This window comes from Streptomyces sp. HB132, assembly GCF_016909575.1.
Lineage (GTDB): Bacteria > Actinomycetota > Actinomycetes > Streptomycetales > Streptomycetaceae > Streptomyces.
In genome coordinates, this window is record NZ_JAFBGA010000001.1 from 827,902 (window position 1) to 850,601 (window position 22,700).

The following is a 22,700-nucleotide window of genomic DNA, read 5'->3' on the forward strand; positions in this document are numbered from 1 at the left end:
ACACGAGGAGCAGCAAGGTGTTCAATGACATAGGCGCACTGGAGCTGCTGACGCTCGTGGTTCTCGCCGTGCTCGTATTCGGCCCGGAGAAGCTGCCCAAGGTCATCCAGGACGTCACGCGCACCATCCGCAAGATCCGTGAGTTCTCGGACAGCGCCAAGGAGGACATCCGCTCGGAGCTCGGACCGCAGTTCAAGGACTTCGAGTTCGAGGACCTCAACCCCAAGACGTTCGTCCGCAAGCAGCTCATGGACGGCAACGACGAACTGGGGCTCAAGGAGATCCGCGAGAGCTTCGACCTGCGCAAGGAGATGGCCGACGTCACCGACGCGGTGAACGGCCGCGAGAGCGCCTCGTCGACCGGCACCGCGGCCTCCGGCGCGGCGGCTTCGTCCCAGGGGACCGCCGAGCCCGACCTCCTGAAGAAGCCCGCGCAGCCGGCCAAGGCCGAGCGCCCGCCCTTCGACGCAGACGCCACCTGAGACCGGTCAATCCCGACTCGTCCGGAGGGTATGGCTATTCTCCATCTGTCCGGTTGCGAGGTTGCCCATGCCCACGGGGGGAGGGCCGCTCCGGATCAGTGAAAGATCGAGGAGGCGGCCGGGCAGATGGAGACGACGAGTCGGGTAGGGGCGGACGGTGCGCCCAGCGCAGTCACCGAAGAGGGGGTGGCGGCGACCCGGCGTAAGGTCGACGGCTATCTCAAGGCGCCGTTCCCCTGGTACGGGCTGGACGAGGCCTTCACGGGGCCCCGCTGGCTGATGCACGTCACCGCCGCGGCGGACGACACGGTGCAGCACGGGTCCACCGGGCACGGTGAGGAGCCCGTCGTGCGGGCGGACGCCGGGGCGGAGAAGGCGCGCTTCGCGGTGGTCGTGACCGTGGGCAGCAGCCCCGTGCGGGACAGCGACGACGGCACGGGGGTCCTGGACGCCACCTCCGTCTCGTCGGCGGCCTGGCTGGCGGGCTCCGGCCTGCTGGACAGCACCTGGCCCCCGCAGATGGACCACACCCTGCGTGGCGAATGGCTGAACCAGCAGACGGAGACCGCGTTCGAGCTCGCGGACGATCTGGGCCGGGCGCCCTGGTCGACGCTGTCCCTTCCGGTGGACGGCGTACCGGTGGACTTCCACTACCGCGAGTCCGAGTTCGGCTGGGTGCTGGCGGGATCGGCCCCCGACGGGGTGCACATCGGCGCGTACGGACGTGGCATGAGTGCCTACGGCCTGGGATTCGCCGTGATCGGCGACATCGCCTCGTACGAGAGCTGAGCGGCACGCGGCAAGCGGGCGTACGGGTGGGGGCGGTCTCCTGAAGAGGCCGCCCCCACCCGTACGGTGCTCAGAACTTGTTGCGCGGGGTGAGCCCCAACGACATGCCGGACAGACCGCGCTGACGGCCGCTCAGCTTCTCCGCGATGGAGCGCAGCGCGGAGCCCGCGGGGGAGTCCGGGTCGGACAGGACGACGGGCTTGCCCTCGTCGCCGCCCTCACGCAGCCGTACGTCGATCGGGATGGACCCCAGCACCGGGACCTCGGCGCCGACCGTCTTCGTCAGCCCCTCGGCGACCCGCTGTCCGCCACCCGAACCGAACACGTCGACCATCTCGTCGCAGTGCGGGCACGGCATGCCCGACATGTTCTCGACGACGCCGACGATCTTCTGGTGGGTCTGCACGGCGATGGAGCCGGCCCGCTCGGCCACCTCGGCGGCGGCCTGCTGCGGGGTGGTGACGACCAGGATCTCGGCGTTCGGCACGAGCTGGGCCACGGAGATGGCGATGTCGCCGGTGCCCGGCGGCAGGTCGAGCAGCAGGAGGTCGAGGTCGCCCCAGTACACGTCGGCGAGGAACTGCTGCAGCGCGCGGTGCAGCATCGGGCCGCGCCACACCACCGGGGCGTTGCCCGGGGTGAACATGCCGATGGAGATCACCTTCACGCCGTGCGCGGACGGCGGCATGATCATGTTCTCGACCTGGGTGGGCTTGCCGTCCGCGCCGAGCATCCGGGGCACGCTGTGCCCGTAGATGTCCGCGTCGACCACACCGACCTTGAGCCCGTCGGCCGCCATCGCCGCCGCGAGGTTCACCGTCACCGAGGACTTGCCGACGCCGCCCTTGCCGGACGCGACCGCGTAGACCCGGGTCAGCGAGCCGGGCTTGGCGAAGGGCACCTCGCGCTCCGCCGTGCCGCCGCGCAGCGAGGAGGCGAGCTCCTTGCGCTGTTCGTCGCTCATCACGTCCAGGGTGACCTCGACCCGCGACACGCCTTCGACGCGGGCCACCGCGTCCGTCACGTTCTTGGTGATCGTCTCGCGCATCGGGCAGCCGGAGACCGTGAGGTACACGGTGACAGCGACCACACCGTCAGGATCGATCTCGACCGATTTCACCATGCCCAGCTCGGTGATCGGTCGGTTGATCTCCGGGTCGTTCACTGTCGCCAGTGCTTCGCGCACCGCGTCTTCCGTAGCCATACCCCGATAGTACGGGTGCGCGCCGCGCTCCTTGGAAGGGTGGTGGTGGGCGACGGGTGGGCAACGGGTGCGCGCCGCGCTCCTTGGAAGGGTGGTGGTGGGCGACGGGAGGGCGTCCGGCGCGGGTACCTACGGGCGGGTAGCCCCTCCGCGGTCGCCTTCGTCACTCTCGACCGGGAGGAGCACCCTGCGCTCCTCCATGTCCTTGACCATGGCCTCCAGCTCCGAGCGGATCCAGTCCCGGGTCGCGACCTCCCCGAGGCCCATCCGGAGCGCGGCGATCTCCCGGCTGAGGAACTCGGTGTCCGCGATCGAGCGCTCGTTCTGCTTGCGGTCCTGTTCGTGCGTGACCCGGTCGCGGTCGTCCTGGCGGTTCTGCGCGAGGAGGATCAGCGGGGCGGCGTAGGAGGCCTGGAGGGACAGCATCAGGGTCAGGAAGATGAACGGGTACTCGTCGAAGCGCACTTCCTCGGGCGCGAAGATGTTCCAGACCACCCACAGGATGATGATCAGGGTCATCCAGACGATGAACCGCCCGGTCCCCAGGAAGCGGGCGATGCGTTCGGAGAAGCGGCCGAAAGCCTCGGGGTCGTACTCGGGCAGCAGCCGGCGCCGTGGCGCCTTCGGCTGGTCGAGCCGGAAACGCGGCGGGCGCACGATGCCCGAGGCGCCCGTCGGCGCGGCCCGCGAACGCTCGTCAGAGGCCACCGGTGATCTCCTCCTCACCCAGGAAGTCGGTCTCGCGCCAGTCCTCGGGGAGCAGGTGGTCCAGGACGTCGTCGACGGTCACCGCGCCCAGCAGCGAGCCGCTCTCGTCGACCACGGGCACCGAGACCATGTTGTACGCGGCCAGATAGCTGGTCACCGCGGGCAGCGGGGTGTCCGGCCGCAGGGGGACGAGGTCACTGTCGACGATCGAGCTGACCAGCGTGAACGGGGGATCCCGCAGCAGTCGCTGGAAGTGCACGGTGCCGAGGTACTTGCCGGTGGGGGTCTCGTCCGGCGACCGGCAGACGTACACCTGGGCGGCGAGCGCGGGGGACAGGTCCTGCTGGCGGACCCTGGCCAGCGCGTCCGCGACCGTCGCGTCGGGCCGCAGGATGATCGGTTCGGTCGTCATCAGACCGCCCGCGGTCCGCTCCTCGTACGACAGCAGGCGCCGTACGTCGGCGGCGTCGTCGGGCCGCATCAGGGCCAGCAGCCGTTCCTTGTCCGCCTCCGGCAGCTCCGAGAGCAGGTCCGCGGCGTCGTCCGGGTCCATCGCCTCCAGGACGTCCGCGGCGCGGTCCTCCTCCAGCTTGCCCAGGATCTCCACCTGGTCGTCACCTGGGAGCTCCTCCAGGACGTCCGCGAGCCGGTCGTCGTCCAGGGCCGCGGCGACCTCGGCCCTGCGCTTGGGCGTCAGGTGGTGCAGGGCGTTGGCGACATCGGTGGGGCGCAGCCGTTCGAAGGTGGCCACCAGGTTCTCGGCGCCCTGCCCGTGCTCCTCCAGCGAGAAGCCGCTGATCGCCGACCACTCCACCGTGAGGGTCTCGCCCTTGCGGCGAAGGGCCCCGCCGCGCCCCTTGCGCACGAAGAACTTGTCGATCTCCCAGTCGCGGCGGGCCGGGAGCTGCTGGATGGCGACGTCCAGGACGGTCACCTCCTCGTCCGTCTCCTTCAGGCGCACCCGCCGGTCGAGGAACTCGCCGAGGACGAGCCGCTCGGTCGGGCGCTGCTCGAACCGCCGCATGTTGACCACGCCGGTGGTGATGACCTGGCCCGACTCGACACCCGTCACCCGGGTCATCGGCACGAAGATGCGACGCCGGCTCACGACCTCGACGACCATGCCGAGCAGCCGCGGCGGTTTGCCGCCCACCCGGAGCATCGCCACCAGATCTCGGACCCGGCCGACCTGATCCCCGTTCGGGTCGAACACCGGTACGCCGGCGAGGTGTGAGACGAAAACCCTGGGAGTGCCTGCCGCCATCCTGTGCGCCTCCCTCGGTCCTCAAGTCCTCCTCCGCCGTGATCAGGCTAGCCCGTGCCGGTCGGCGACGCCTTGGCGGACCGTCCGTACGGCGCTCTGCCGAACGGCGTACCCGGCACGGGTACGCTGCCGTCTGCCACCCCCGACACACAGATGAGAGGCAGTGCGCCGTGACCTCTTCCGCCCCGGCCGTCCGGACCCGTCGCCGGACCGCTTTCGCCGTGGTGCTCTGCGCAGGGCTGACCGTCTCGCTCACAGCCTGCGCGGGTGAGGACCCGGACAAGGGGACCAACGGCGTCGGCAAGCTGACGGCACCGCAGATCGACAAGAAGGCGCGGGCCTCCGCGGACGCCGCCGACATGGTGCGGCTGACGGGGAAGCTGGTCAGCAAGGGCGGGACGTACACGCTGAACATGCAACTCAGCAGCAAGGGCGGAGCCGGGTCGGTCACCTCGAAGCGGAACACCTTCGAACTGCTGCGCATCGGTGACGAGCTCTACCTCAAGGCCGACGCGGGCTTCTGGAAGGACGACAAGGCCGACGACGGGAGCGACCAGGCCGCCGAGAAGCTCGAAGGCAAGTACGTCAAGGTTCCCGAGGACGACCCGACCTACCGGCAGATGCGCGGATTCACGGAGAAGGAGACCCTCCTCGACGGGGTGCTCGCACTCCACGGGAAGATCAACAAGGGTGACCGGGACACGGTCGGCGGGGTGCGCACCGTGCAGATCATGGGGGGAAAGGGTGAGGGGGGTGCGCTGGACGTCTCCCTGGAGGGCGCTCCGTATCCCCTGCGCGTGGCCCGTGGCGGGGGCGGAGGCACCGTCACCTTCGCCGACTGGGGCGAGGCATTCCCGCTCGAGGCACCGGCCGAGGGCGACACCGTCGACTACGGCGGGGAGCTGCCCAAGTCCTCCGCCTGACGCGATCGGCCTGCCGTCCGCGTCCTGTGCGAAGGAGGCCGTTCAGCGCTTTCCACGGCGCTTCAGGAGCAGGCGCGGGAGTGCGGCGGGGGCGGTCCGCTGCGTGGTCGCCCCGGTGGGCAGCGGCCGTGCCGCCAGTGCGGTGTCCGGAAGGTCGGTGCTGGACGCCCCGGGCGTGAGCCGAAGGACACGGCACTCACGTGCCCAGCGTTCCGTCAGCCGGTCGGCGTCCGGTGCGTTCAGCCGCTTGCCCCTGAGCTCGCCGACCGCCGCCTCCCACTCCTCGGAGTGCGGCTCCAGCACCGCCACGGCGGCGGTCCAGGCCACGAGCCTGCCCCCCTTGTCCTTGCTGCGTACGGTCACCTCGGCGGCGGCACCGGTGTCCAGCCCGGCGGGGAGCGGCTGCTCCCCGGGGCCGTCCCCGACGAGCAGGGCGGCGCCCTCGTGCCACACGTGCCACAACGCCCGGGAGGGGCCGGTGGCCCGCACCCAGATCAGGCCGGACTTCTTGGTGGCCTCCTCGACGAGAGCCCGGGCAAGCAACACGTCAGCAGCAGTCATGCCCGAACTCTAGTGGCCGAGGGGTTCGGATCAGAGCCAGCCGTTGCGCTTGAGGGTGCGGTGGATGGAGAAGCAGACGACGCCGATGAGTGCCAGCACCATCGGATAGCCGTAGGTCCACCGCAGTTCGGGCATGTGCTCGAAGTTCATGCCGTAGACCCCGCAGATCATCGTCGGTACGGCGATGATGGCCGCCCAGGAGGTGATCTTGCGCATGTCCTCGTTCTGGGTGACGGTCGCCTGCGCCAGGTTGGCCTGGAGGATCGAGTTGAGCAGCTCGTCGAAGCCGATGACCTCCTCGTGCACCCGGGCCAGGTGGTCGGCCACGTCGCGGAAGTACTTCTGGATGTCGGGGTCGATGAGCCGCATCGGGCGCTCGCTCAGCAGCTGCATCGGCCGCAGCAGCGGCGACACGGCGCGCTTGAACTCCAGGACCTCGCGCTTGAGCTGGTAGATCCGGCCCGCGTCCGAACCGCGGGGCGTGCCCTTGGCCGGGGTGGAGAAGACGTCGATCTCCACCTCGTCGATGTCGTCCTGCACCGAGGCCGCCACCGCGATGTAGCCGTCGACGACGTGGTCGGCGATGGAGTGCAGCACGGCGGAAGGCCCTTTGGCGAGCAGCTCGGGATCCTCCTGGAGGCGGTGGCGCAGGGCGCGCAGCGAACCCTGCCCGCCGTGCCGGACGGTGATCACGAAGTCCCGCCCGGTGAAGCACATCACCTCGCCGGTCTCGACGACCTCGCTGGTGGCGGTCAGTTCGGCGTGCTCGACGTAGTGGATCGTCTTGAAGACGGTGAACAGCGTGTCGTCGTACCGCTCCAGCTTGGGCCGCTGGTGGGCGTGGACCGCGTCCTCGACGGCGAGCGGGTGGAGGCCGAACTCCCGGGCGATACCGGCGAACTCCTCCTCGGTCGGCTCGTGCAGGCCGATCCAGGCGAAGCCGCCCTCCTCCCGCACTCTCAGCATCGCCTCCCGCGGTGTCTGGCAGGAGGCGTCGGCGAGCCGGCGCCCGTCCCGGTAGACCGCGCAGTCGACGACGGCGCTGGAGGCCGAGGGGTCACGCGTGGCGTCGTAGCTGTTGTACGGGGTGTTGCTCTTGCGCAGGGACGGGCGCACTGCGGCGCGCAGGTCACGGATCATCGACATGGCTGGCTCCTCTTCACGGAGGGCCGTCGGCGGGGGGCGTGGAACAGCCCGGAATGGGGACGTGCGCTCACGTCCGCAAAGCGGGCGGCACCGCGCGGGCACGATGACGGCGTTCGCTACAGACAGGCAAAAAACGAGGGCTCTTCCGGTGCGCGAACTGCCGTGGTGACGTCCGGGAAGGCGTCAGATCACAGAAGGAAGGCGTCGAGCGGAAGGGCGGTCGGTACTGCACGGTCGACTTGGATCCACCGCGGCCCCACCTCCTCCGGCCGGTCCCCCGTAGGGGATCACGTGTTGTCAGGACTGAGAGCGACGCTTCTGCGTGCTGTCCCGACCGACGCCTCAGGCTATCAGCCGGGTGAAGACCCAATCCCGTCCTTTGCCCGTTCCGGACGCGTTCTATGCTCGCGGCATGGGAGAAATTCTTGATCTGGTCGAAGCCAGGCTCCGTACGGCGCTGGGCGAGCCGGACGCGCGTGCGGAGGTGACATTCCTCGGCACGGACCGCATCGAGGTGCTCCGCTTCGTCGACGGAGATGTGGTGCGCTACGCCACGCTCGGGATGTCCGACCGGCCGATGGCCGACCCGACCTCGCCCCTCGCCGACCCGGTGAAGGGCCCGCGTGCCGAGCTGGTCCTGTCCGTGCGGATGGGCCTCGCCGACACCGACCAGGTGCTGCGGCCCCTCGCGGTGCTGGCGGCCTCCCCGCAGGTCGAGGGGCTGATCGTGGCCCCCGGGGCCTCGCTGGACATCGGGGAGCCGCTGTGGGCCGGGGCCCCCTTCAGCTCCGTCCTGGTCGCCGAGCCGGGCGGCCTGGTCGAGGACCTGGCGCTCGACGCCCCGATGGACCCGGTGCGCTTCCTCCCGCTGCTGCCGATGACGCACAACGAGGCCGCGTGGAAGCGGGTCAAGGGCGCCGAGGAGCTCCAGGAACGCTGGCTCTCGCAGGGGACGGACCTGCGGGATCCGCTGCGTGCGTCCGTGCCGCTGGACTGACGCTCCGGGCACGGGGCCTCGGCGCGTGGAGCGCAGAACAAATTAGACCGCTAATAAATGCAAGATGCATCTATATTCTCCGGCCGGAGCCGCGCTGCGGACGGGTGATCGTCCTTGACGCGGGGACGACCGGAGAGGACCGTTGGGCGCTATGAGGGGCGAACCCAGTTGCCCGAAGTGCGGTGGCCGGGTCAGGGCGCCCGGTCTTTTCGCCGATGCCTGGCAGTGCTCCGCGCACGGCCAGGTGAACCCGATGCAGCCGGTGGTCCCGCCCAGCGTCGAGGCGCTGGGTGTCGTGGTGCACCGGGCCCAGGTGCCCGTGTGGATGCCCTGGCCGCTTCCGGTCGGCTGGCTTTTCACGGGCGCGGCGTACGCGGGCGACGACCGCAGCGGCGGCCGGGCCACCGTCGTCGCGTGTTCGGGCCCCGGGCCACTCGGAGGCATGGGGGAGCTGCTGCTCGTCGCCGAGGAGCTCGGCGTCGGGCTCGGCGCGCGCTACGCCGGCATCGAGGGCCCCGACCCCGGCTCGGGCCTGCGCGTCGACGCGGCGCCGGATTCCAAGGTGCTCGCGGCGGGACGCCCCACCGCCCTGTGGCACGTCAAGGACGCCCCCGCCGACCGCGCGGTCTTCGCGGGTGAGGCGCGCGGCCTGTGGCTCTGGGCGATCGTGTGGCCCGAGCAGTCGGGGCTCATGATGTACGACGAACTGGTGCTGACCGACCTGCGCGACGCGGGCGGCGAGGTGGACCTCCTGCCGTGCGGGGCGCTCACCCCCCGGCTGATCGCACCGCCCTGACCGGGCCGCGCCGCCGGGAGGGGGCCGAAAGGGTGACGCCCGGCGGTTACCCTTGAGCGTCCCCTGTCCGCCCACCAGCACCGGAGTACACGTCGTGCGCATCGATCTGCACACCCACTCCACCGCTTCGGACGGCACGGACACCCCCGCCGAGCTGGTGGCCAACGCCGCCGCGGCGGGCCTCGACGTCGTCGCCCTGACCGATCACGACACGGTCGCAGGCCACGCCGAGGCGGCGGCCGCCCTCCCCGAGGGGCTCACGCTCGTCACCGGCGCCGAACTCTCCTGCCGCGTCGACGGCATCGGCCTGCACATGCTGGCCTACCTCTTCGACCCCTCCGAGCCCGAACTGGCCCGCGAGCGCGAGCTCGTCCGGGACGACCGGGTGCCACGGGCGCAGGCCATGGTGGGCAGGCTCCGGGAGCTGGGGGTTCCGATCACCTGGGAGCAGGTCGCGCGCATCGCCGGGGAAGGCTCCGTCGGCCGTCCGCACGTCGCGACCGCGCTCGTGGAGCTGGGGGTCGTGGACACGGTCTCCGACGCCTTCACCTCGGCCTGGCTCGGCAACGGCGGACGCGCGTACGCCGACAAGCACGAACTCGACCCGTTCGACGCGATCCGGTTGGTCAAGGCGGCGGGCGGCGTCACCGTCCTCGCCCACCCGCTCGCCGTCAAGCGCGGCGCGGTGGTCCCCGAAGCCGTGTTCGAGAAGCTGGCCGTCGCCGGACTCGACGGCATCGAGGTCGACCACATGGACCACGACGAGGCCACGAAGGCCCGGCTGCGGGGGCTCGCCGCCGAGCTGGGTCTGCTGCCCACCGGGTCAAGCGACTACCACGGCAGCCGGAAGACCGTCCGGCTCGGGGAGTACACCACCGACCCCGAGATCTACGGCGAGATCACCCGGCGCGCCACGGGAGCGTTCCCCGTGCCGGGCGCCGGCGGGCCGCTCCCCGCGTAACGGAGCTCTTTCCCTCCTCCCCCTCTTCCTTCGCGCGCCCTCGCGCGTCCCGGTGCCGCCGTGACGCACCGGTGCGCGCACCCTCCTGTTCGGCCCGTACTTCTCTCGCAAGGCTCACCGTGTTCGACATCGCTGTCTTCGGATCCCTCTTCCTCACCCTCTTCGTGATCATGGATCCACCCGGAATCACCCCGATCTTCCTGGCCCTCACCGCGGGCCGCCCCGCAAAGGTGCAGCGCAGGATGGCTCTGCAGGCCGTCACCGTCGCCTTCGGCGTGATCGCCGTCTTCGGCCTGCTCGGCCAGCAGATCCTCGACTACCTGCACGTCTCCGTGCCCGCACTGATGATCGCGGGCGGGCTGCTCCTGCTGCTCATCGCGCTGGACCTGCTCACCGGCAAGACGGACGAGCCGACGCAGACCAAGGACGTCAACGTGGCACTCGTGCCGCTCGGCATGCCGCTGCTCGCCGGGCCCGGCGCGATCGTCTCGGTGATCCTCGCGGTGCAGAACGCCGACGGGGCGGCCGGCCGGATCTCGGTCTGGTCGGCGATCGTGGCGATGCACGTCGTGCTCTGGGTGACCATGCGGTACTCGCTGCTGATCATCCGCGTGATCAAGGACGGCGGAGTGGTCCTGGTGACCCGCCTCGCGGGCATGATGCTCTCGGCCATCGCCGTACAGCAGATCATCAACGGCGTCACCCAGGTCGTCCAGAACTCCTGAGAGCCGAAGGGTCCGGACACCACAGCGCCCCCGCACGGATCTTCCGCGCGGGGGCGCCTCGTCGTCATCTCTTCATGCGCTCGTACTCAGCGACTCGAAGCGGGAAAAGGTGTTACGAAGCCGACGTGTCGGCCGGCCGGATGTAGATGCGCTGGCCTATTGCCGCGGCCTGCTGCACGATCCGGTTGACGGAGGCGGCGTCCACAACGGTGCTGTCCACGGCGGTACCGTCGACATCGTCGAGTCGCATGATCTCGAAGCGCATAAGGCTTCCCTTCGTCTGATCCTCCTGCTGGAGAACTACTGGTCGGACGGGCCTGCCGTCCACAAGGATGGGAGCGCAAGGCATGTGTGTCTCGCGCTCCTCATGGGGGTACAACGACTTGCCTACTGCAAACATTCCCTACGCTAAGGAAATTTTTTGGATGTCTAAGTACCCGTCGGTAATCATGCATACGCGGACGATGAGGCCCGCATGAGTCACGAGGACACGCGGACGGACGAGGAGCCGGGCATCCGCGAGCAGCTGGACCGCACCAACGAGCTGCTCCAGCGCGTACTCGCCGAGGTGTCGAAGACCCCTTCCACCCACGCGATCTTCGTGGACGCGGGCTACGTCTACGCGGCCGCCGGACTGCTCGTCACCGGAACCGAGGACCGCCGGTCCTTCGACCTGGACGCGGAGGGGCTGATCGAGGCGTTCATCGACAAGGCCCGCACGATCTTCGCGGACAGCAGGCTGCTCCGCGTGTACTGGTACGACGGAGCCAGACGCCGGATCCACACCGTCGAGCAGCAGTCCATCGCCGAACTCCCCGACGTCAAGGTCAGGCTCGGCAACCTCAACGCCAACAACCAGCAGAAGGGCGTCGACTCACTCATCCGCACCGACCTCGAGTCGCTCGCCCGGCACCGTGCCATCAGCGACGCGGCACTCGTCGGCGGCGACGAGGACCTGGTCTCGGCCGTCGAGGCCGCCCAGGGGTACGGCGCCCGTGTCCACCTCTGGGGCATCGAGGCGGGCGAAGGCCGCAACCAGGCCGAGCCGTTGCTCTGGGAGGTCGACAGCCAGCGCACCTTCGACCTCGACTTCTGCCGTCCGTACGTGACCCGGCGCTCCGTCACGATGTACGAGGACGACAGTCCGGCCCCCGCGCGCGAGGACGTCCGTTTCGTCGGCGCGCAGATCGCCGCCGGCTGGCTCTCCTCGCGTGGCCGCGACGCCCTCGCGGACCTGCTGCCCGGACACCCCTACCTGCCGGGCTCCGTCGACCAGGACCTGCTCGTCGAGGCCGAACGGCTCCTCCAGCACTCGCTGCGCGGCCACGCGCACCTGCGCCGGGCGCTGCGCGACGGCTTCTGGCAGCACCTACAGGCGCAGTACTGACACCGGGCCCGCGCCGAGGGCCGGAGCGGCGCGGGCCGTCGGTGCGGACCCACTCATCGACCGGGGCCGCCGAGCGCGAACAGCAGGGCACGGGAGGGCGCGGACGGTGCGGGGTACCGGGCGCCGGGCGTTCCACCGGACCTCCGCGACGGACCGCGCCCCCTCTTCGCCGTGCCGCCGGGCATCCCCTGCCCCTCGACGGCAGGGAGGGCCGGAGGACGGGTCAGAGGCTCTTCCAGAACGACACCAGCGCCGCCGCCGTCTCCAGCGGGCGGGCCGTGTTGGGGGAGTGCTCGGCCCCCTCGATCACGGTGCGGCGGGCGCCCAGTCGCTGCGCCATCCCGTCGAACAGCGGAACCGGCCACACGTCGTCGCGCTCGCCCGAGATCACATGCACGGGGAGGGCCAGCCCGGCCAGCTCGGCAACCCTGTCCGGCTCGGCCGACAGCTGTGCGCCGGTGGCGATCAGCTGCGCCGGGTTATGGAGCATCCAGCGCCGGCGCAGACCCTCGCCCTCCCCGGTGTCCGCGTCCTCCGGCGGGTCCATGGCACGCATCGCCTGCCAGACGTCGGCCATGCTCCAGCGGCCGAGCGCGTCCCCGAGCAGCTGGGCCTTCTTCTGCTGGTCCGTGCAGATCTCGGCGGGGCCGGACGACATCAGGGTCAGCGAACGGAACGGCGTGGCGTCCAGGAGAACCGCCGCGCGGGCGATCTGGCCGCCCAGGGAGTGCCCGAGAAGATGGACGCCCCCTGCCGGGGGAGCGTAGCCGAGAGCAGCGGCCTGAGCGAGTACGTCGCGGGCCAACTCGCCCTGCGCATAAGCCTCTTGCTCGTCCGGGCCCTCGGTCTCGTACTGCCCCCTGCCGTCCACCGCCAGGACACGGAAACCGGCCTCGGTGAGGGGTTCGAGCAGCGCGATGAAGTCCTCCTTGCTGCCGGTGTACCCCGGCAGGAGGAGCGCGGTGGAATGCGCGGCGGTACGCGGTACGGCGTCCAGCACGGCGAAGTCCCCGCGCTCGGTACGCAGCACACGGGCGCGGGCGCAGGGGGGCGGGGTGAAGGTGGGCGGCCGGCTCATGGGGCCGAGCGTATCGCCGGGTGCCGGGGCGTGCCCGGGCAGGCGTACGGCCCCGGCCCCCGCACAGGCGGGAACCGGGGCCGCAGGGAGAGCCGGATCAGCTCTCGGTCGTCTCGGCGGCGGCCGCCGCGCGGGAACGGCGCCTGCGCGGCTTGGCGGGGGCCGTCCCGCCGTCCGCCACGGCCTCGGTCACCGCGGCGGTCTCCGCCTTCTCGGCAGCCGTGGCGCGCGGGCGACGACGACGCGGCTTGGTCTCCGCTGCGTCCCCGGTGGTGACCGCGGTCTCGACCGCCACCTCGGTCTTCGGCTTGGTGGCGGCACGGGGCCTGCGGCGCTGCTTCGTCTCGGTGACGGGCTCCGACACCGGGGCGATCTGGAAGTCGACCTCGTCGGCCGGCTTCACGATCCGGGTGCGGCGGCGCGGCTTGGTGGCCACGGGCTCCGCGGCCGGTGCCGAGATGGCGACCGTCTGGAAGTCGACGACGGGCTCGGCCGCCGGGGCCGGTGCGACGGCCGACCGGGTGGCCGTCGCACGCGGAGCGCGACGGCGGCGCGGCTTCGCCTCGGCGGCCGGCTCGGCCTCGGGGGCGGGCGCGACGTCCGGGGTCTCGGCCACGGTCACCGGCGTCTCGGCCACGGCCACCGCGGCCTCCGCCACGGCCTCGGGGGCCGCGGCACGGGTCCGGCGCCGACGGCGCGGGGTGCGCGGCTCCGACGTGTCGTCACCGCTCGCCTCGACGGCGGGCGCGGGCACGGTGACGGCACCCTCGTCGAGGGCTCCACCGCCACGGGTACGACGACGCTGACGCGGGGTGCGCGGCGGACGCTCCTCGCTGGGGGCCGCGGCGGGCGCGGCGGACTTGCGGCCGCGGCCGCCCGTCTCGCCGAGGTCCTCGATCTCCTCCGCGCGCAGACCGGCACGGGTCCGCTCGGTGCGCGGCAGGACACCCTTGGTGCCGGCCGGGATGCCGAGGTCCTCGTAGAGGTGCGGGGACGTGGAGTAGGTCTCCGGCGGGTCCGGGAACTTCAGGTCCAGAGCCTTGTTGATCAGCTGCCAGCGCGGGATGTCGTCCCAGTCGACCAGCGTGATCGCGATGCCCTTGGCGCCCGCGCGGCCGGTACGGCCGATGCGGTGGAGGTAGGTCTTCTCGTCCTCCGGCGACTGGTAGTTGATGACATGGGTCACACCGCCGACGTCGATGCCGCGTGCGGCGACGTCGGTGCAGACGAGGACGTCCACCTTGCCGTTGCGGAAGGCACGCAGCGCCTGCTCGCGGGCGCCCTGGCCGAGGTCACCGTGGACCGCGCCGGACGCGAAGCCGCGCTTCTCGAGCTGCTCCGCGATGTCGGCCGCCGTCCGCTTCGTACGGCAGAAGATCATCGCCAGCCCGCGGCCCTCGGCCTGCAGGATGCGCGAGACCATCTCGGGCTTGTCCATGTTGTGCGCGCGGTAGACGTGCTGGACCGTGTTCTTGACGGTCGTGCCCTCGTCGTCGGGTGACGTGGCGTTGATGTGCGTCGGCTGCGACATGTAGCGGCGGGCGAGGCTGATGACGGCACCGGGCATGGTGGCCGAGAACAGCATCGTCTGGCGCTTCGGAGGCAGCATCGTGATGATGCGCTCGACGTCGGGCAGGAAGCCCAGGTCGAGCATCTCGTCGGCCTCGTCCAGGACGAGGGCGCGGATGTGCGACAGGTCGAGCTTGCGCTGGCCCGCCAGGTCGAGCAGCCGTCCCGGGGTGCCGACGATGATGTCGACGCCCTTCTTCAGGGCCTCGACCTGGGGCTCGTAGGCCCGGCCGCCGTAGATGGCGAGAACTCGGACGTTACGCACCTTGCCGGCGGTCAGCAGGTCGTTGGTGACCTGCTGACAGAGCTCGCGGGTGGGGACGACGATCAGGGCCTGCGGCGCGTCCGTCAGCTTCTCGGGCGCGGCGCGTCCCGCCTCGACGTCGGCGGGGACGGTCACGCGCTCGAGGAGCGGGAGACCGAAGCCGAGCGTCTTGCCGGTGCCGGTCTTGGCCTGGCCGATGACGTCGGAGCCGGAGAGCGCTACGGGGAGCGTCAGCTCCTGGATGGGGAAGGGGGACGTGATGCCGACCGCCTCGAGGGCTTCGGCCGTCTCGGTGAGGATTCCGAGGTCGCGGAACGTAGTCAGGGTGCTGCCTCTTCTGTGAGACGCGGCCCGAGGCGAACGCTGGGGGTCGTACCGTGCCGGGGTTGGTCATCCGGCCGTGGATGGGCCGGGTGGCGCGGGACCACTGCCGTCGCTCGAGCGCTCGTGCCGCTGAGGGGGCCCCTCATCTGCGGTCGTACGTGTCGTACGCCTCGCGTGGAGGGCTTTCGGGTCGGAGCCGATCGGGCCACCGACCGGGCATCCTCATTCAAGGTCGCGCTCCTGGCACAGCAAATGCTCAGTAAGCGCAATACCACTGTACCCCGGATTCGCGCATACGTGTTGGGCGAATTCATCGGAACGGTGTGATGTCTCCCGCTGACCGGGCCCTCGGGCCCTCCGTCGGGCGGGCTATTCTGCGCTTCATGGAGACGCCTGACAACGCCATTGAAGCATCCGACGCAGCGCCCGCACCGACCGGGATCGCGGCCCAGGACTGGGGCACCGCTTCCACCGACCCGCAGTACCGCGCCGCGGTCGTGGATCTGCTGGGCGCGCTCGCCTACGGGGAACTCGCGGCCTTCGAGCGGCTCGCCGAGGACGCCAAACTCGCGCCGACACTCGGTGACAAGGCGGCACTGGCGAGGATGGCGTCCGCGGAATTCCATCATTTCGAGAAGCTGACCGACCGGCTGAGCGCCATCGAGGAGCAGCCGACCGCGGCAATGGAGCCGTTCGCCAAGCCGCTGGACGACTTCCACCGCCAGACGGCCCCGTCGGACTGGCTGGAGGGCCTGGTCAAGGCGTACGTGGGCGATTCGATCGCCAGTGACTTCTACCGGGAGATCGCCGCGCGGCTCGACACGGACACACGCTCCCTCGTCCTGTCCGTGCTCGACGACACGGGCCACGGGAACTTCGCGGTCGAGAAGGTCCGGGCCGCCATCGAGGCGGAGCCCCGGGTCGGCGGCAGGCTCGCCCTGTGGGCGCGCAGGCTGATGGGGGAGGCGCTCTCGCAGGCGCAGCGCGTGGTCGCGGACCGCGACGCCCTGTCGACGATGCTGGTGGGCGGCGTGGCGGACGGCTTCGACCTGGCCGAGGTCGGTCGCATGTTCTCCCGGATCACAGAGGCGCACACCAAGCGCATGGCGGCGCTCGGCCTCGCCGCCTGACGAGCGCCCGGGCCCTACCGGGCCGCCGCCGACCGCACCGGTAGGCGGCCCCGCGGCCTGACCAACAGGGACAGGGCCACCGCCCCGACCAGCACAGCACCCGTGGGCGTCGCCAGGACGTGGCCGGAGCCCAGGGTCGAATGCGTCAGATACGCGCCGAACAGGGCACCCAGCCCACCCGAGACGAACACCACACGGGAGGACGGGAGGCGGTCGGACAGTGAGTGGAGCGCGACCCAGGAAAGGGCGAGTCCGAGCACGACGGAGCTGATGGATTCCCAGAACACAGGGTGTCACCTCGCTTGACGGCGTGGCGGTCGGTCGGTCCTAGCCGGTTCTACCCGTGGCCTGCGGACCACAACCCTTCCCGGCCCCGCTGAACCCCACCGAGGGGAAGATCGCGGGCAGATCCGTGGAAGAAACGGTGGAGGCCCGGCGGAAGATTCCGCCGGGCCTCCACCTGTGCTGCCGCGTCGCGCGGGCTACAGCGCGCCGAATCCCACCCGCCGGGTGCTGGGCTCGCCGATCTCCACGTACGCGATCCTGTCGGCCGGCACCAGGACCTTGCGGCCCTTGTCGTCCGTGAGGCTGAGCAGCTGTGCCTTGCCGCCGAGCGCCTCGCCGACCGCGCTCTCGACCTCTTCGGCGGAAAGCCCGCTCTCCAGAACGATCTCGCGGGGCGTGTGCTGCACCCCGATCTTGACCTCCACGGCTATGTCCCTCCGACGGTCCGTCTCTGCGCGGTGAACCGCGCCGTACGCAGCACACATTAGCCCGGTGAAGGGACGGACCACGGGTCGACCGGCAACGCCCGCAGCGAACATCGGCGCCGGAGCTCAGTGCTGATCGGTGCCGTGCAGCGGGAATCCCGCGATGCCGCGCCAGGCGAGCGAGGTCAGCAGTTGCACGGCGGACTCGCGCGGGATGCCGGACGGGCTGGAGAGCCAGTAGCGCGCGACGACCTGGGAGACACCGCCGAGGCCGACGGCGAGCAGCATCGATTCGTCCTTGGACAGGCCCGTGTCACCGGCGATGACGTCGGAGATGGCCTCCGCGCACTGCAGCGAGACGCGGTCGACCCTCTCGCGGACCGCCGGCTCGTTCGTGAGGTCGGACTCGAAGACCAGACGGAAGGCGCCGCCCTCGTCCTCCACGTACGCGAAGTAGGCGTCCATGGTCGCCTCGACGCGCAGCTTGTTGTCCGTGGTCGAGGCGAGCGCCGTACGGACCGCCTGGAGCAGGGACTCGCAGTGCTGGTCGAGGAGCGCGAGGTAGAGCTCCAGCTTGCCGGGGAAGTGCTGGTAGAGCACCGGCTTGCTGACGCCGGCCCGCTCGGCGATGTCGTCCATCGCCGCGGCGTGGTAGCCCTGGGCGACGAAGACCTCCTGCGCGGCGCCCAGCAGCTGATTGCGTCGGGCACGGCGGGGGAGCCGGGTGCCCCGTGGGCGCGCCGCCTCTGTTTGCTCGATGGCTGTCACGCCGCCTCCCAAATTCGTGATCGAACACAGTCGTACCGTGCACGCTGCGCCGTCGGGCCATCGTACTTTTGAGTAACCCGGGTGTGCGCGGTGCGGACAGAGAATTTCACGGACCGGACGGCTGCGATAGCCGCAAATGCACCGGTCCACGCCGCAAAGCGGTGCGATCTACCGGTAATCGTCCTCATCCTGTGTCACAACGCGGGCCTGCTCCGCCGCATCCGCCTCGTTCGCCGCACCGCGGTCGATGCCGGTGAGCGGTTCGTCGCGCTCCGGCCGGACGGCGGCCTGCTGCTCGGCGGTGTCGGCTTCGGGAGCTTCGGGGTCCGGTTCGTCGGGCTGGGGATCCTCGAAGGTCTCCGGGTCGCTCGGGTCGACCGTCATGATGGCTCCCTTCCTTCACTTGCAGCCTAGGAGCAACCCCCGAGGGGCGCTATGCGGCCTGTGACCGCGAACACATGAACCCCCGCGTGATCATCTCGTAACATTGCCGCATGTCTTCGACCGAGCTGCCCGGTATCCACGCCGCCGCTGCCGCGGTGGCGCCCACGGTGAGCGCCGTACGGGTCGCGGAGGGGGAGGAGCTGCGGTCCGTCGCGCTGGCCGGCCTCTCACTGAGCGTCCGTTCCCGTCCTGCGCTCACGACGGGGCCTGCTCCCGCTCTCTTCGTGCACGGACTGGGGGGCTCCTCGCAGAACTGGTCGGCGCTGATGCCGTTGCTGGCCGACACCCTCGACTGCGAGGCGGTCGACCTGCCCGGCTTCGGGGACTCCCCGCCGCCGGACGACGGCAACTACTCCGTCACCGGACACGCCCGGGCGGTGATCCGGCTGCTGGACGCCGGCGGGCGTGGGCCCGTTCACCTTTTCGGTAACTCTCTGGGCGGTGCCGTGGCCACCCGGGTCGCGGCCGCCAGGCCCGATCTGGTGCGCACACTGACGCTGATCTCCCCTGCCCTGCCCGAGATCCGGGTCCAGCGGCCCGCCGTACCGACCGCGATGCTCGCGCTTCCGGGTGTCGCCTCCCTGTTCGCCCGGCTCACCCGCGGGTGGACCGCGGAGCAGCGCACCCGCGGCGCCATGGCACTCTGTTACGGCGATCCGGCACGAATCTCCGACGAAGCCTTCCGTCACGCGGTGGCCGAGATGGAGCGACGACTGGAACTGCCGTACTTCTGGGACGCCATGACCCGCTCGGCACGGGGCATCGTCGATGCCTACACGCTGGGAGGACAGCAGGGGCTGTGGCGCCAGGCGGAGAGGGTGCTCGCACCGACCCTGCTCGTGTACGGCGGACGTGACCAGCTCGTCTCGTACCGGATGGCACGCAAGGCGTCCGCGGCCTTCCGCGACTCGCGCCTGCTGACACTGCCCGACGCCGGGCACGTGGCGATGATGGAGTACCCGGAGGCGGTCGCCCAGGCCTTCCGGGAACTGCTCGACGAACGCGGCGGGAGCTGATCCGGGGCGTGGGACGACATAGCCGAAAGGGCCCCGAGGCCACCCGGGGCGAGACCGGTGCCACTGCGGGCGCCGGTGTGGAGCGGGGTACCGGCCGACGCGGGCGGGACTCCGCCACACCGCCCCCGAGGGAGGGTCACAGCCCGTTCCGCGACGCACCGCAGGTGCGCGGCGGGCACCCCGAACAGCGTGAGCCGGGCGGTGGCTGGGGAACGGGGCCGCAGCCACCGCACGGCGGCCGCCCGTCTCCGTCGGGTCCGGGCGGCCAGGAGGTCTTCCGCGCCGGGCAGGCCGCGATGGCGCGGCAGCAGGCCGCGCAGCAGGCGGCCGGGCGGCGGACGGCCAAGCCGGAGACCGGCGGGGCCGCACTGGTACCGGGCCCGCGCAGGGAGTTCCTGGAGGCGTTCGACACCGCACCCGCGCGTCCCGAGCCGCCGGTCCCGCCCGAGGACGCGGTCCGCACCCCGTCGGTTCCCGACGGACCCGACGACGCGGACGACGGAGACGGGCGGGGGGCCAGGGGCGGGAAGGGGCGGACGTTCACCGGGATCGCGGCCGCCGCCGTGACGACGGTGCTCGCGGTCGTGGTGGCCGGGCAGGTGGCGCAGGACTCCGGCGGCGCGACGGACGGCCCGCGGTCCGCCGAAGCCGACCGGCAGGACTCCGGGGACGCCTCCCGCTCGCTGGACCGGTCCGCGCCCGAGGCGCAGCGGCAGGAGGGCAAGCCCCTGTCGTACGGGCAGAAGATGGCCTCCGCTTTCCCCTTGGCGCCCGACCTCAAGGCTTCCGGGAAGTTCGAGGCGGTGCCTGGACTGGCCAAGGCGCCGGGCAAGGGCCAGAAGCACCAATACCGGATCGACGTCGAGCAGGGCCTCGGGCTCGATTCCGCTCTCTTCGCCGACGCGGTGCAGAGGACGCTGAACGACGATCGCAGCTGGGCGCACAACGGTGCCATGACCTTCGAGCGGATCTCCTCCGGGGAACCCGACTTCGTGATCACTCTCGCGAGCCCGGGAACCACGGCCGTCTGGTGCGAGAAGTCCGGCCTGGACACGGCCGAGGACAACGTCTCCTGCGACTCGGCCGCCACCGACCGCGTGATGATCAACGCCTACCGCTGGGCGCAGGGTGCCTCGACCTTCGGGGCGGACAAGCTTCTGGCCTACCGTCAGATGCTGATCAACCACGAGGTGGGCCACCGGCTGGGGCACAACCACGTGAACTGCAGCACCCCTGGTGCCCCGGCGCCCGTGATGCAGCAGCAGACCAAGACCCTGGACCTGGACGGCGTCAAGTGCCGTCCCAACCCCTGGGTCTATCCGGGAAGTTGAGCAGGCCTGCGGCTGTCGTGTCCGTATGGCGGGACGGGCGTCTCATCTCGCGTTGACATCGGGAGAGGGGTCGTCCATATTTCTCCCCATGTCACGCAGCCCCGCATCCTCCGAGCGCGCCGCCCTTGAGCTGGCGCTGCTCGGCGTTGCCGGGCACTGCGTAGCCGACGTTCTCTGTCGCTGACGCCTGCTCGAGCGCGCGTCGACCCCCTGAAGAGCCCTTTCCGGCTCCTCGGCCCTCCTCTGCCGCGCCCGGGCGTACTCCGTCCGCAGGCGCGGCATTTCGGTCTCTCCGGTCCCCTCCCCTCACCTGGGCGGGACCTGCTGCGCCCGTGCGGACATGTCTCCTCCTCCTTGCCGCAGCACACCGAGAGGTCATCTTCCGATGAGTCAGCCGTCCGTCATATCGCGCCGTGTGGCAACCGCCGCCGCCGTCAGCCTCGCCCTGGTCGCCGGTCTCGCGGCCTGCGCAGGCCCCCGGAACAACGGCGACGGGGGCGACGGCGCCGGGTCCGGCGCCTCGGGCGAGCCGCGGAAGGGCGGCACCCTCACGGTCCTCAACAGCAACCCGCAGGAGGACTTCGACCCGGCGCGGCTCTACACCTCCGGAGGCGGCAACGTCCCCTCCCTGGTGTTCCGCACGCTCACCACCCGCAACCGCGAGGACGGCGCGGCAGGCGCCGAGGTCGTCCCCGACCTGGCCACCGACCTGGGTACGCCGAGCAGGAACGCCACCGTCTGGACGTACACCCTCAAGGACGGGCTGAAGTACGAGGACGGCACCGCCATCACCAGCGCGGACATCAAGTACGGCATCGAGCGGTCGTTCGCCGCCGAGCTGTCCGGCGGCGCGCCCTACCTGCGTGACTGGCTGATCGGCGGGGCCGACTACCAGGGCCCGTACAAGGACAAGAAGGGCCTCGACTCGATCGAGGTGCCGGACGAGAAGACCATCGTCTTCCACCTGAACAAGCCCGAGGGCGAATTCCCGTACCTCGCCACCCAGACCCAGACGACCCCGGTGCCGCAGGCCAAGGACACGGGCACCAAGTACGAGGCGCACCCGCTCTCCTCGGGGCCGTACAAGGTCGTCTCCAACGAGAACGACGGCGAGCGGCTGGTCCTGGAGCGCAACCCCCACTGGGCCGCGTCCACCGACGAGGAGCGCAAGGCCTACCCGGACAGGATCGACGTACGCTCCGGCCTGGACTCCGCGGTCATCAACCAGCGGCTCTCCGCCTCGCAGGGCGCCGACGCCGCCGCCGTCACCACCGACACCAACCTGGGGCCGGCCGAGCTCGCCAAGGTCTCCGGCGACAAGGGCCTCGCCGCCCGCGTCGGCACCGGCCACTTCGGCTACACCAACTACATCGCCTTCAACCCGAAGGTGAAGCCGTTCGACGACCCGAAGGTGCGCCAGGCGATCTCGTACGCCGTCGACCGCTCCTCGGTGATCAACGCGGCCGGCGGCTCCTCGCTCGCCGAACCGGCCACCACCTACCTCCCGAACCAGAAGTCCTTCGGCCACACGCCGTACGACCACTTCCCGGCGGGCAGGACGGGCAACGCCGCGAAGGCCAAGGAACTGCTGAAGGAAGCCGGGCACCCCGACGGCCTGACCGTCACCCTCACGCACTCCAACGACAAGGACTTCGAGACCAGCCCGGAGATCGCCACGGCGCTCCAGGCCGCCCTCAAGAAGGCCGGCATCACCGTCGAGCTCAAGGGACTGGAGAGCAACGACTACTCCGACACCATCCACAGCGCGTCCAAGGAGCCGGGCTTCTTCCTCGCGCACTGGGGCGCCGACTGGCCCTCCGGCGGCCCGTTCCTCGCACCGATCTTCGACGGCCGCCAGATCGTGAAGGACGGGGCCAACTTCAACACCGGCTTCCTGGACGACGCGTCGGTCAACAAGGAGATCGACGAGATCAACAAGCTCACCGACCTGGAGGCGGCCGCCACGCGCTGGGGCGCGCTCGACAAGAAGATCGGTGAGCGGGCGCTCACGGTGCCGCTGTTCCACCCGGTGTACAAGCGGCTCGTCGGCAAGGACGTCAAGAACGTGGTCATCAGTGACTGGACCGGCGTTCTCGACGTCTCCCAGGCCGCGGTCAAGTAA

25 protein-coding genes are annotated in these 22,700 nt (G+C 70.8%); 13 read left to right on the forward strand and 12 right to left on the reverse strand.

Annotated features, from left to right (window positions below):
• Window positions 1-17 precede the first annotated feature (17 nt).
• Both JOC24_RS04025 and JOC24_RS04030 read left to right on the forward strand, forming a co-directional pair.
• The gene (locus tag JOC24_RS04025; protein ID WP_205018672.1) at window positions 18-482 is read left to right on the forward strand and encodes a sec-independent translocase; all 465 of its coding nucleotides are present in this window, start codon (window positions 18-20) and stop codon (window positions 480-482) included.
• A 126-nt stretch (window positions 483-608) separates the two neighbouring features.
• Window positions 609-1,271, forward strand: coding sequence for a hypothetical protein (locus JOC24_RS04030; protein WP_205018673.1), 663 nt, complete (start codon window positions 609-611; stop codon window positions 1,269-1,271).
• 70 nt (window positions 1,272-1,341) lie between these two features.
• On the opposite strand, the gene JOC24_RS04035 is transcribed toward JOC24_RS04030, so the two are convergent.
• From JOC24_RS04035 to JOC24_RS04045, 3 genes are all read right to left on the reverse strand, one after another.
• Window positions 1,342-2,475, reverse strand: coding sequence for an Mrp/NBP35 family ATP-binding protein (locus JOC24_RS04035; protein WP_205018674.1), 1,134 nt, complete (start codon window positions 2,473-2,475; stop codon window positions 1,342-1,344).
• Window positions 2,476-2,604: 129 nt separating this feature from the next.
• Complete coding sequence (locus JOC24_RS04040) at window positions 2,605-3,183, reverse strand: DUF1003 domain-containing protein (protein WP_205018675.1); 579 nt, start codon at window positions 3,181-3,183, stop codon at window positions 2,605-2,607.
• A complete protein-coding gene (locus JOC24_RS04045; protein WP_205018676.1) occupies window positions 3,173-4,447 on the reverse strand; it encodes a magnesium transporter MgtE N-terminal domain-containing protein in 1,275 nt (424 codons plus the stop codon). The genes JOC24_RS04040 and JOC24_RS04045 overlap by 11 nt, the downstream gene beginning before the upstream one ends.
• Before the next feature lie 170 nt (window positions 4,448-4,617).
• Here JOC24_RS04045 and JOC24_RS04050 point away from each other — a divergent pair, with 170 nt between their 5' ends.
• On the forward strand, window positions 4,618-5,370 hold the full coding sequence (locus JOC24_RS04050) for a hypothetical protein (RefSeq protein ID WP_205018677.1): 753 nt from the start codon (window positions 4,618-4,620) through the stop codon (window positions 5,368-5,370).
• A 42-nt stretch (window positions 5,371-5,412) separates the two neighbouring features.
• Here JOC24_RS04050 and JOC24_RS04055 read toward each other — a convergent pair whose 3' ends face one another.
• Window positions 5,413-5,931 (reverse strand): hypothetical protein, encoded by a 519-nt coding sequence (locus tag JOC24_RS04055; protein WP_205018678.1) that lies wholly within the window; start codon window positions 5,929-5,931, stop codon window positions 5,413-5,415.
• A gap of 30 nt (window positions 5,932-5,961) precedes the next feature.
• Window positions 5,962-7,077 (reverse strand): magnesium and cobalt transport protein CorA, encoded by a 1,116-nt coding sequence (locus tag JOC24_RS04060; RefSeq protein ID WP_205018679.1) that lies wholly within the window; start codon window positions 7,075-7,077, stop codon window positions 5,962-5,964.
• 412 nt (window positions 7,078-7,489) lie between these two features.
• On the opposite strand from JOC24_RS04060, the gene JOC24_RS04065 reads away from it, so the two are divergent.
• The 4 genes from JOC24_RS04065 to JOC24_RS04080 all read left to right on the forward strand — a co-directional run bounded on the left by JOC24_RS04065 (window position 7,490) and on the right by JOC24_RS04080 (window position 10,556).
• Window positions 7,490-8,074, forward strand: a complete 585-nt coding sequence (locus JOC24_RS04065; protein WP_205018680.1) for a suppressor of fused domain protein — start codon at window positions 7,490-7,492, stop codon at window positions 8,072-8,074.
• Window positions 8,075-8,225: 151 nt separating this feature from the next.
• A complete protein-coding gene (locus tag JOC24_RS04070; protein ID WP_205018681.1) occupies window positions 8,226-8,870 on the forward strand; it encodes a DUF6758 family protein in 645 nt (214 codons plus the stop codon).
• Between the two features lie 94 nt (window positions 8,871-8,964).
• A complete protein-coding gene (locus JOC24_RS04075; protein ID WP_205018682.1) occupies window positions 8,965-9,831 on the forward strand; it encodes a PHP domain-containing protein in 867 nt (288 codons plus the stop codon).
• Between the two features lie 119 nt (window positions 9,832-9,950).
• Window positions 9,951-10,556: a MarC family protein gene (locus JOC24_RS04080; RefSeq protein WP_205018683.1), complete on the forward strand. Its 606-nt coding sequence runs from the start codon at window positions 9,951-9,953 to the stop codon at window positions 10,554-10,556.
• A gap of 112 nt (window positions 10,557-10,668) precedes the next feature.
• Here the strand turns inward: JOC24_RS04080 and JOC24_RS04085 are convergent, their stop codons facing one another.
• Window positions 10,669-10,821: a hypothetical protein gene (locus JOC24_RS04085; RefSeq protein WP_167359504.1), complete on the reverse strand. Its 153-nt coding sequence runs from the start codon at window positions 10,819-10,821 to the stop codon at window positions 10,669-10,671.
• A 210-nt stretch (window positions 10,822-11,031) separates the two neighbouring features.
• Here JOC24_RS04085 and JOC24_RS04090 point away from each other — a divergent pair, with 210 nt between their 5' ends.
• Window positions 11,032-11,943: an NYN domain-containing protein gene (locus JOC24_RS04090; RefSeq protein ID WP_205018684.1), complete on the forward strand. Its 912-nt coding sequence runs from the start codon at window positions 11,032-11,034 to the stop codon at window positions 11,941-11,943.
• 223 nt (window positions 11,944-12,166) lie between these two features.
• Here the strand turns inward: JOC24_RS04090 and JOC24_RS04095 are convergent, their stop codons facing one another.
• Together JOC24_RS04095 and JOC24_RS04100 are read right to left on the reverse strand one after the other, a co-directional pair.
• Window positions 12,167-13,021, reverse strand: a complete 855-nt coding sequence (locus tag JOC24_RS04095; RefSeq protein ID WP_205018685.1) for an alpha/beta fold hydrolase — start codon at window positions 13,019-13,021, stop codon at window positions 12,167-12,169.
• A 97-nt stretch (window positions 13,022-13,118) separates the two neighbouring features.
• On the reverse strand, window positions 13,119-15,089 hold the full coding sequence (locus JOC24_RS04100; RefSeq protein ID WP_307792630.1) for a DEAD/DEAH box helicase: 1,971 nt from the start codon (window positions 15,087-15,089) through the stop codon (window positions 13,119-13,121).
• Between the two features lie 473 nt (window positions 15,090-15,562).
• Here JOC24_RS04100 and JOC24_RS04105 point away from each other — a divergent pair, with 473 nt between their 5' ends.
• Window positions 15,563-16,309: a ferritin-like fold-containing protein gene (locus JOC24_RS04105; protein ID WP_205018686.1), complete on the forward strand. Its 747-nt coding sequence runs from the start codon at window positions 15,563-15,565 to the stop codon at window positions 16,307-16,309.
• Window positions 16,310-16,323: 14 nt separating this feature from the next.
• On the opposite strand, the gene JOC24_RS04110 is transcribed toward JOC24_RS04105, so the two are convergent.
• The 4 genes from JOC24_RS04110 to JOC24_RS04125 form a co-directional block, all read right to left on the reverse strand.
• A complete protein-coding gene (locus tag JOC24_RS04110; protein WP_205018687.1) occupies window positions 16,324-16,596 on the reverse strand; it encodes a hypothetical protein in 273 nt (90 codons plus the stop codon).
• A gap of 195 nt (window positions 16,597-16,791) precedes the next feature.
• The gene (locus tag JOC24_RS04115) at window positions 16,792-17,019 is read right to left on the reverse strand and encodes a DUF3107 domain-containing protein (protein ID WP_031091197.1); all 228 of its coding nucleotides are present in this window, start codon (window positions 17,017-17,019) and stop codon (window positions 16,792-16,794) included.
• Window positions 17,020-17,145: 126 nt separating this feature from the next.
• Entirely contained in the window at window positions 17,146-17,787 is a 642-nt protein-coding gene (locus JOC24_RS04120; RefSeq protein WP_205018688.1) for a TetR/AcrR family transcriptional regulator, read from the reverse strand.
• Window positions 17,788-17,955: 168 nt separating this feature from the next.
• Window positions 17,956-18,171, reverse strand: a complete 216-nt coding sequence (locus JOC24_RS04125; protein ID WP_205018689.1) for a hypothetical protein — start codon at window positions 18,169-18,171, stop codon at window positions 17,956-17,958.
• Window positions 18,172-18,281: 110 nt separating this feature from the next.
• Here JOC24_RS04125 and JOC24_RS04130 point away from each other — a divergent pair, with 110 nt between their 5' ends.
• The 4 genes from JOC24_RS04130 to JOC24_RS04140 all read left to right on the forward strand — a co-directional run bounded on the left by JOC24_RS04130 (window position 18,282) and on the right by JOC24_RS04140 (window position 22,700).
• Window positions 18,282-19,247, forward strand: coding sequence for an alpha/beta fold hydrolase (locus tag JOC24_RS04130; RefSeq protein ID WP_205018690.1), 966 nt, complete (start codon window positions 18,282-18,284; stop codon window positions 19,245-19,247).
• Between the two features lie 8 nt (window positions 19,248-19,255).
• Entirely contained in the window at window positions 19,256-20,578 is a 1,323-nt protein-coding gene (locus tag JOC24_RS04135) for a DUF3152 domain-containing protein (protein ID WP_205018691.1), read from the forward strand.
• Between the two features lie 88 nt (window positions 20,579-20,666).
• Entirely contained in the window at window positions 20,667-20,762 is a 96-nt protein-coding gene (locus JOC24_RS34140) for an Ms4533A family Cys-rich leader peptide (protein ID WP_324605360.1), read from the forward strand.
• A 201-nt stretch (window positions 20,763-20,963) separates the two neighbouring features.
• Window positions 20,964-22,700, forward strand: coding sequence for an ABC transporter substrate-binding protein (locus JOC24_RS04140; protein WP_205018692.1), 1,737 nt, complete (start codon window positions 20,964-20,966; stop codon window positions 22,698-22,700).

What these genes read in the sequence shown, in the direction of transcription:
- JOC24_RS04030 (WP_205018673.1), top strand. Translation starts at nt 609, where the DNA reads ATGGAGACGACGAGTCGGGTAGGGGCGGACGGTGCGCCCAGCGCAGTC.
- JOC24_RS04035 (WP_205018674.1), bottom strand. Translation starts at nt 2,475, where the DNA reads ATGGCTACGGAAGACGCGGTGCGCGAAGCACTGGCGACAGTGAACGAC.
- JOC24_RS04045 (WP_205018676.1), bottom strand. Translation starts at nt 4,447, where the DNA reads ATGGCGGCAGGCACTCCCAGGGTTTTCGTCTCACACCTCGCCGGCGTA.
- JOC24_RS04055 (WP_205018678.1), bottom strand. Translation starts at nt 5,931, where the DNA reads ATGACTGCTGCTGACGTGTTGCTTGCCCGGGCTCTCGTCGAGGAGGCC.
- JOC24_RS04060 (WP_205018679.1), bottom strand. Translation starts at nt 7,077, where the DNA reads ATGTCGATGATCCGTGACCTGCGCGCCGCAGTGCGCCCGTCCCTGCGC.
- JOC24_RS04065 (WP_205018680.1), top strand. Translation starts at nt 7,490, where the DNA reads ATGGGAGAAATTCTTGATCTGGTCGAAGCCAGGCTCCGTACGGCGCTG.
- JOC24_RS04070 (WP_205018681.1), top strand. Translation starts at nt 8,226, where the DNA reads ATGAGGGGCGAACCCAGTTGCCCGAAGTGCGGTGGCCGGGTCAGGGCG.
- JOC24_RS04085 (WP_167359504.1), bottom strand. Translation starts at nt 10,821, where the DNA reads ATGCGCTTCGAGATCATGCGACTCGACGATGTCGACGGTACCGCCGTG.
- JOC24_RS04090 (WP_205018684.1), top strand. Translation starts at nt 11,032, where the DNA reads ATGAGTCACGAGGACACGCGGACGGACGAGGAGCCGGGCATCCGCGAG.
- JOC24_RS04095 (WP_205018685.1), bottom strand. Translation starts at nt 13,021, where the DNA reads ATGAGCCGGCCGCCCACCTTCACCCCGCCCCCCTGCGCCCGCGCCCGT.
- JOC24_RS04105 (WP_205018686.1), top strand. Translation starts at nt 15,563, where the DNA reads ATGGAGACGCCTGACAACGCCATTGAAGCATCCGACGCAGCGCCCGCA.
- JOC24_RS04125 (WP_205018689.1), bottom strand. Translation starts at nt 18,171, where the DNA reads ATGACGGTCGACCCGAGCGACCCGGAGACCTTCGAGGATCCCCAGCCC.
- JOC24_RS04130 (WP_205018690.1), top strand. Translation starts at nt 18,282, where the DNA reads ATGTCTTCGACCGAGCTGCCCGGTATCCACGCCGCCGCTGCCGCGGTG.
- JOC24_RS34140 (WP_324605360.1), top strand. Translation starts at nt 20,667, where the DNA reads ATGTCACGCAGCCCCGCATCCTCCGAGCGCGCCGCCCTTGAGCTGGCG.
- JOC24_RS04140 (WP_205018692.1), top strand. Translation starts at nt 20,964, where the DNA reads ATGAGTCAGCCGTCCGTCATATCGCGCCGTGTGGCAACCGCCGCCGCC.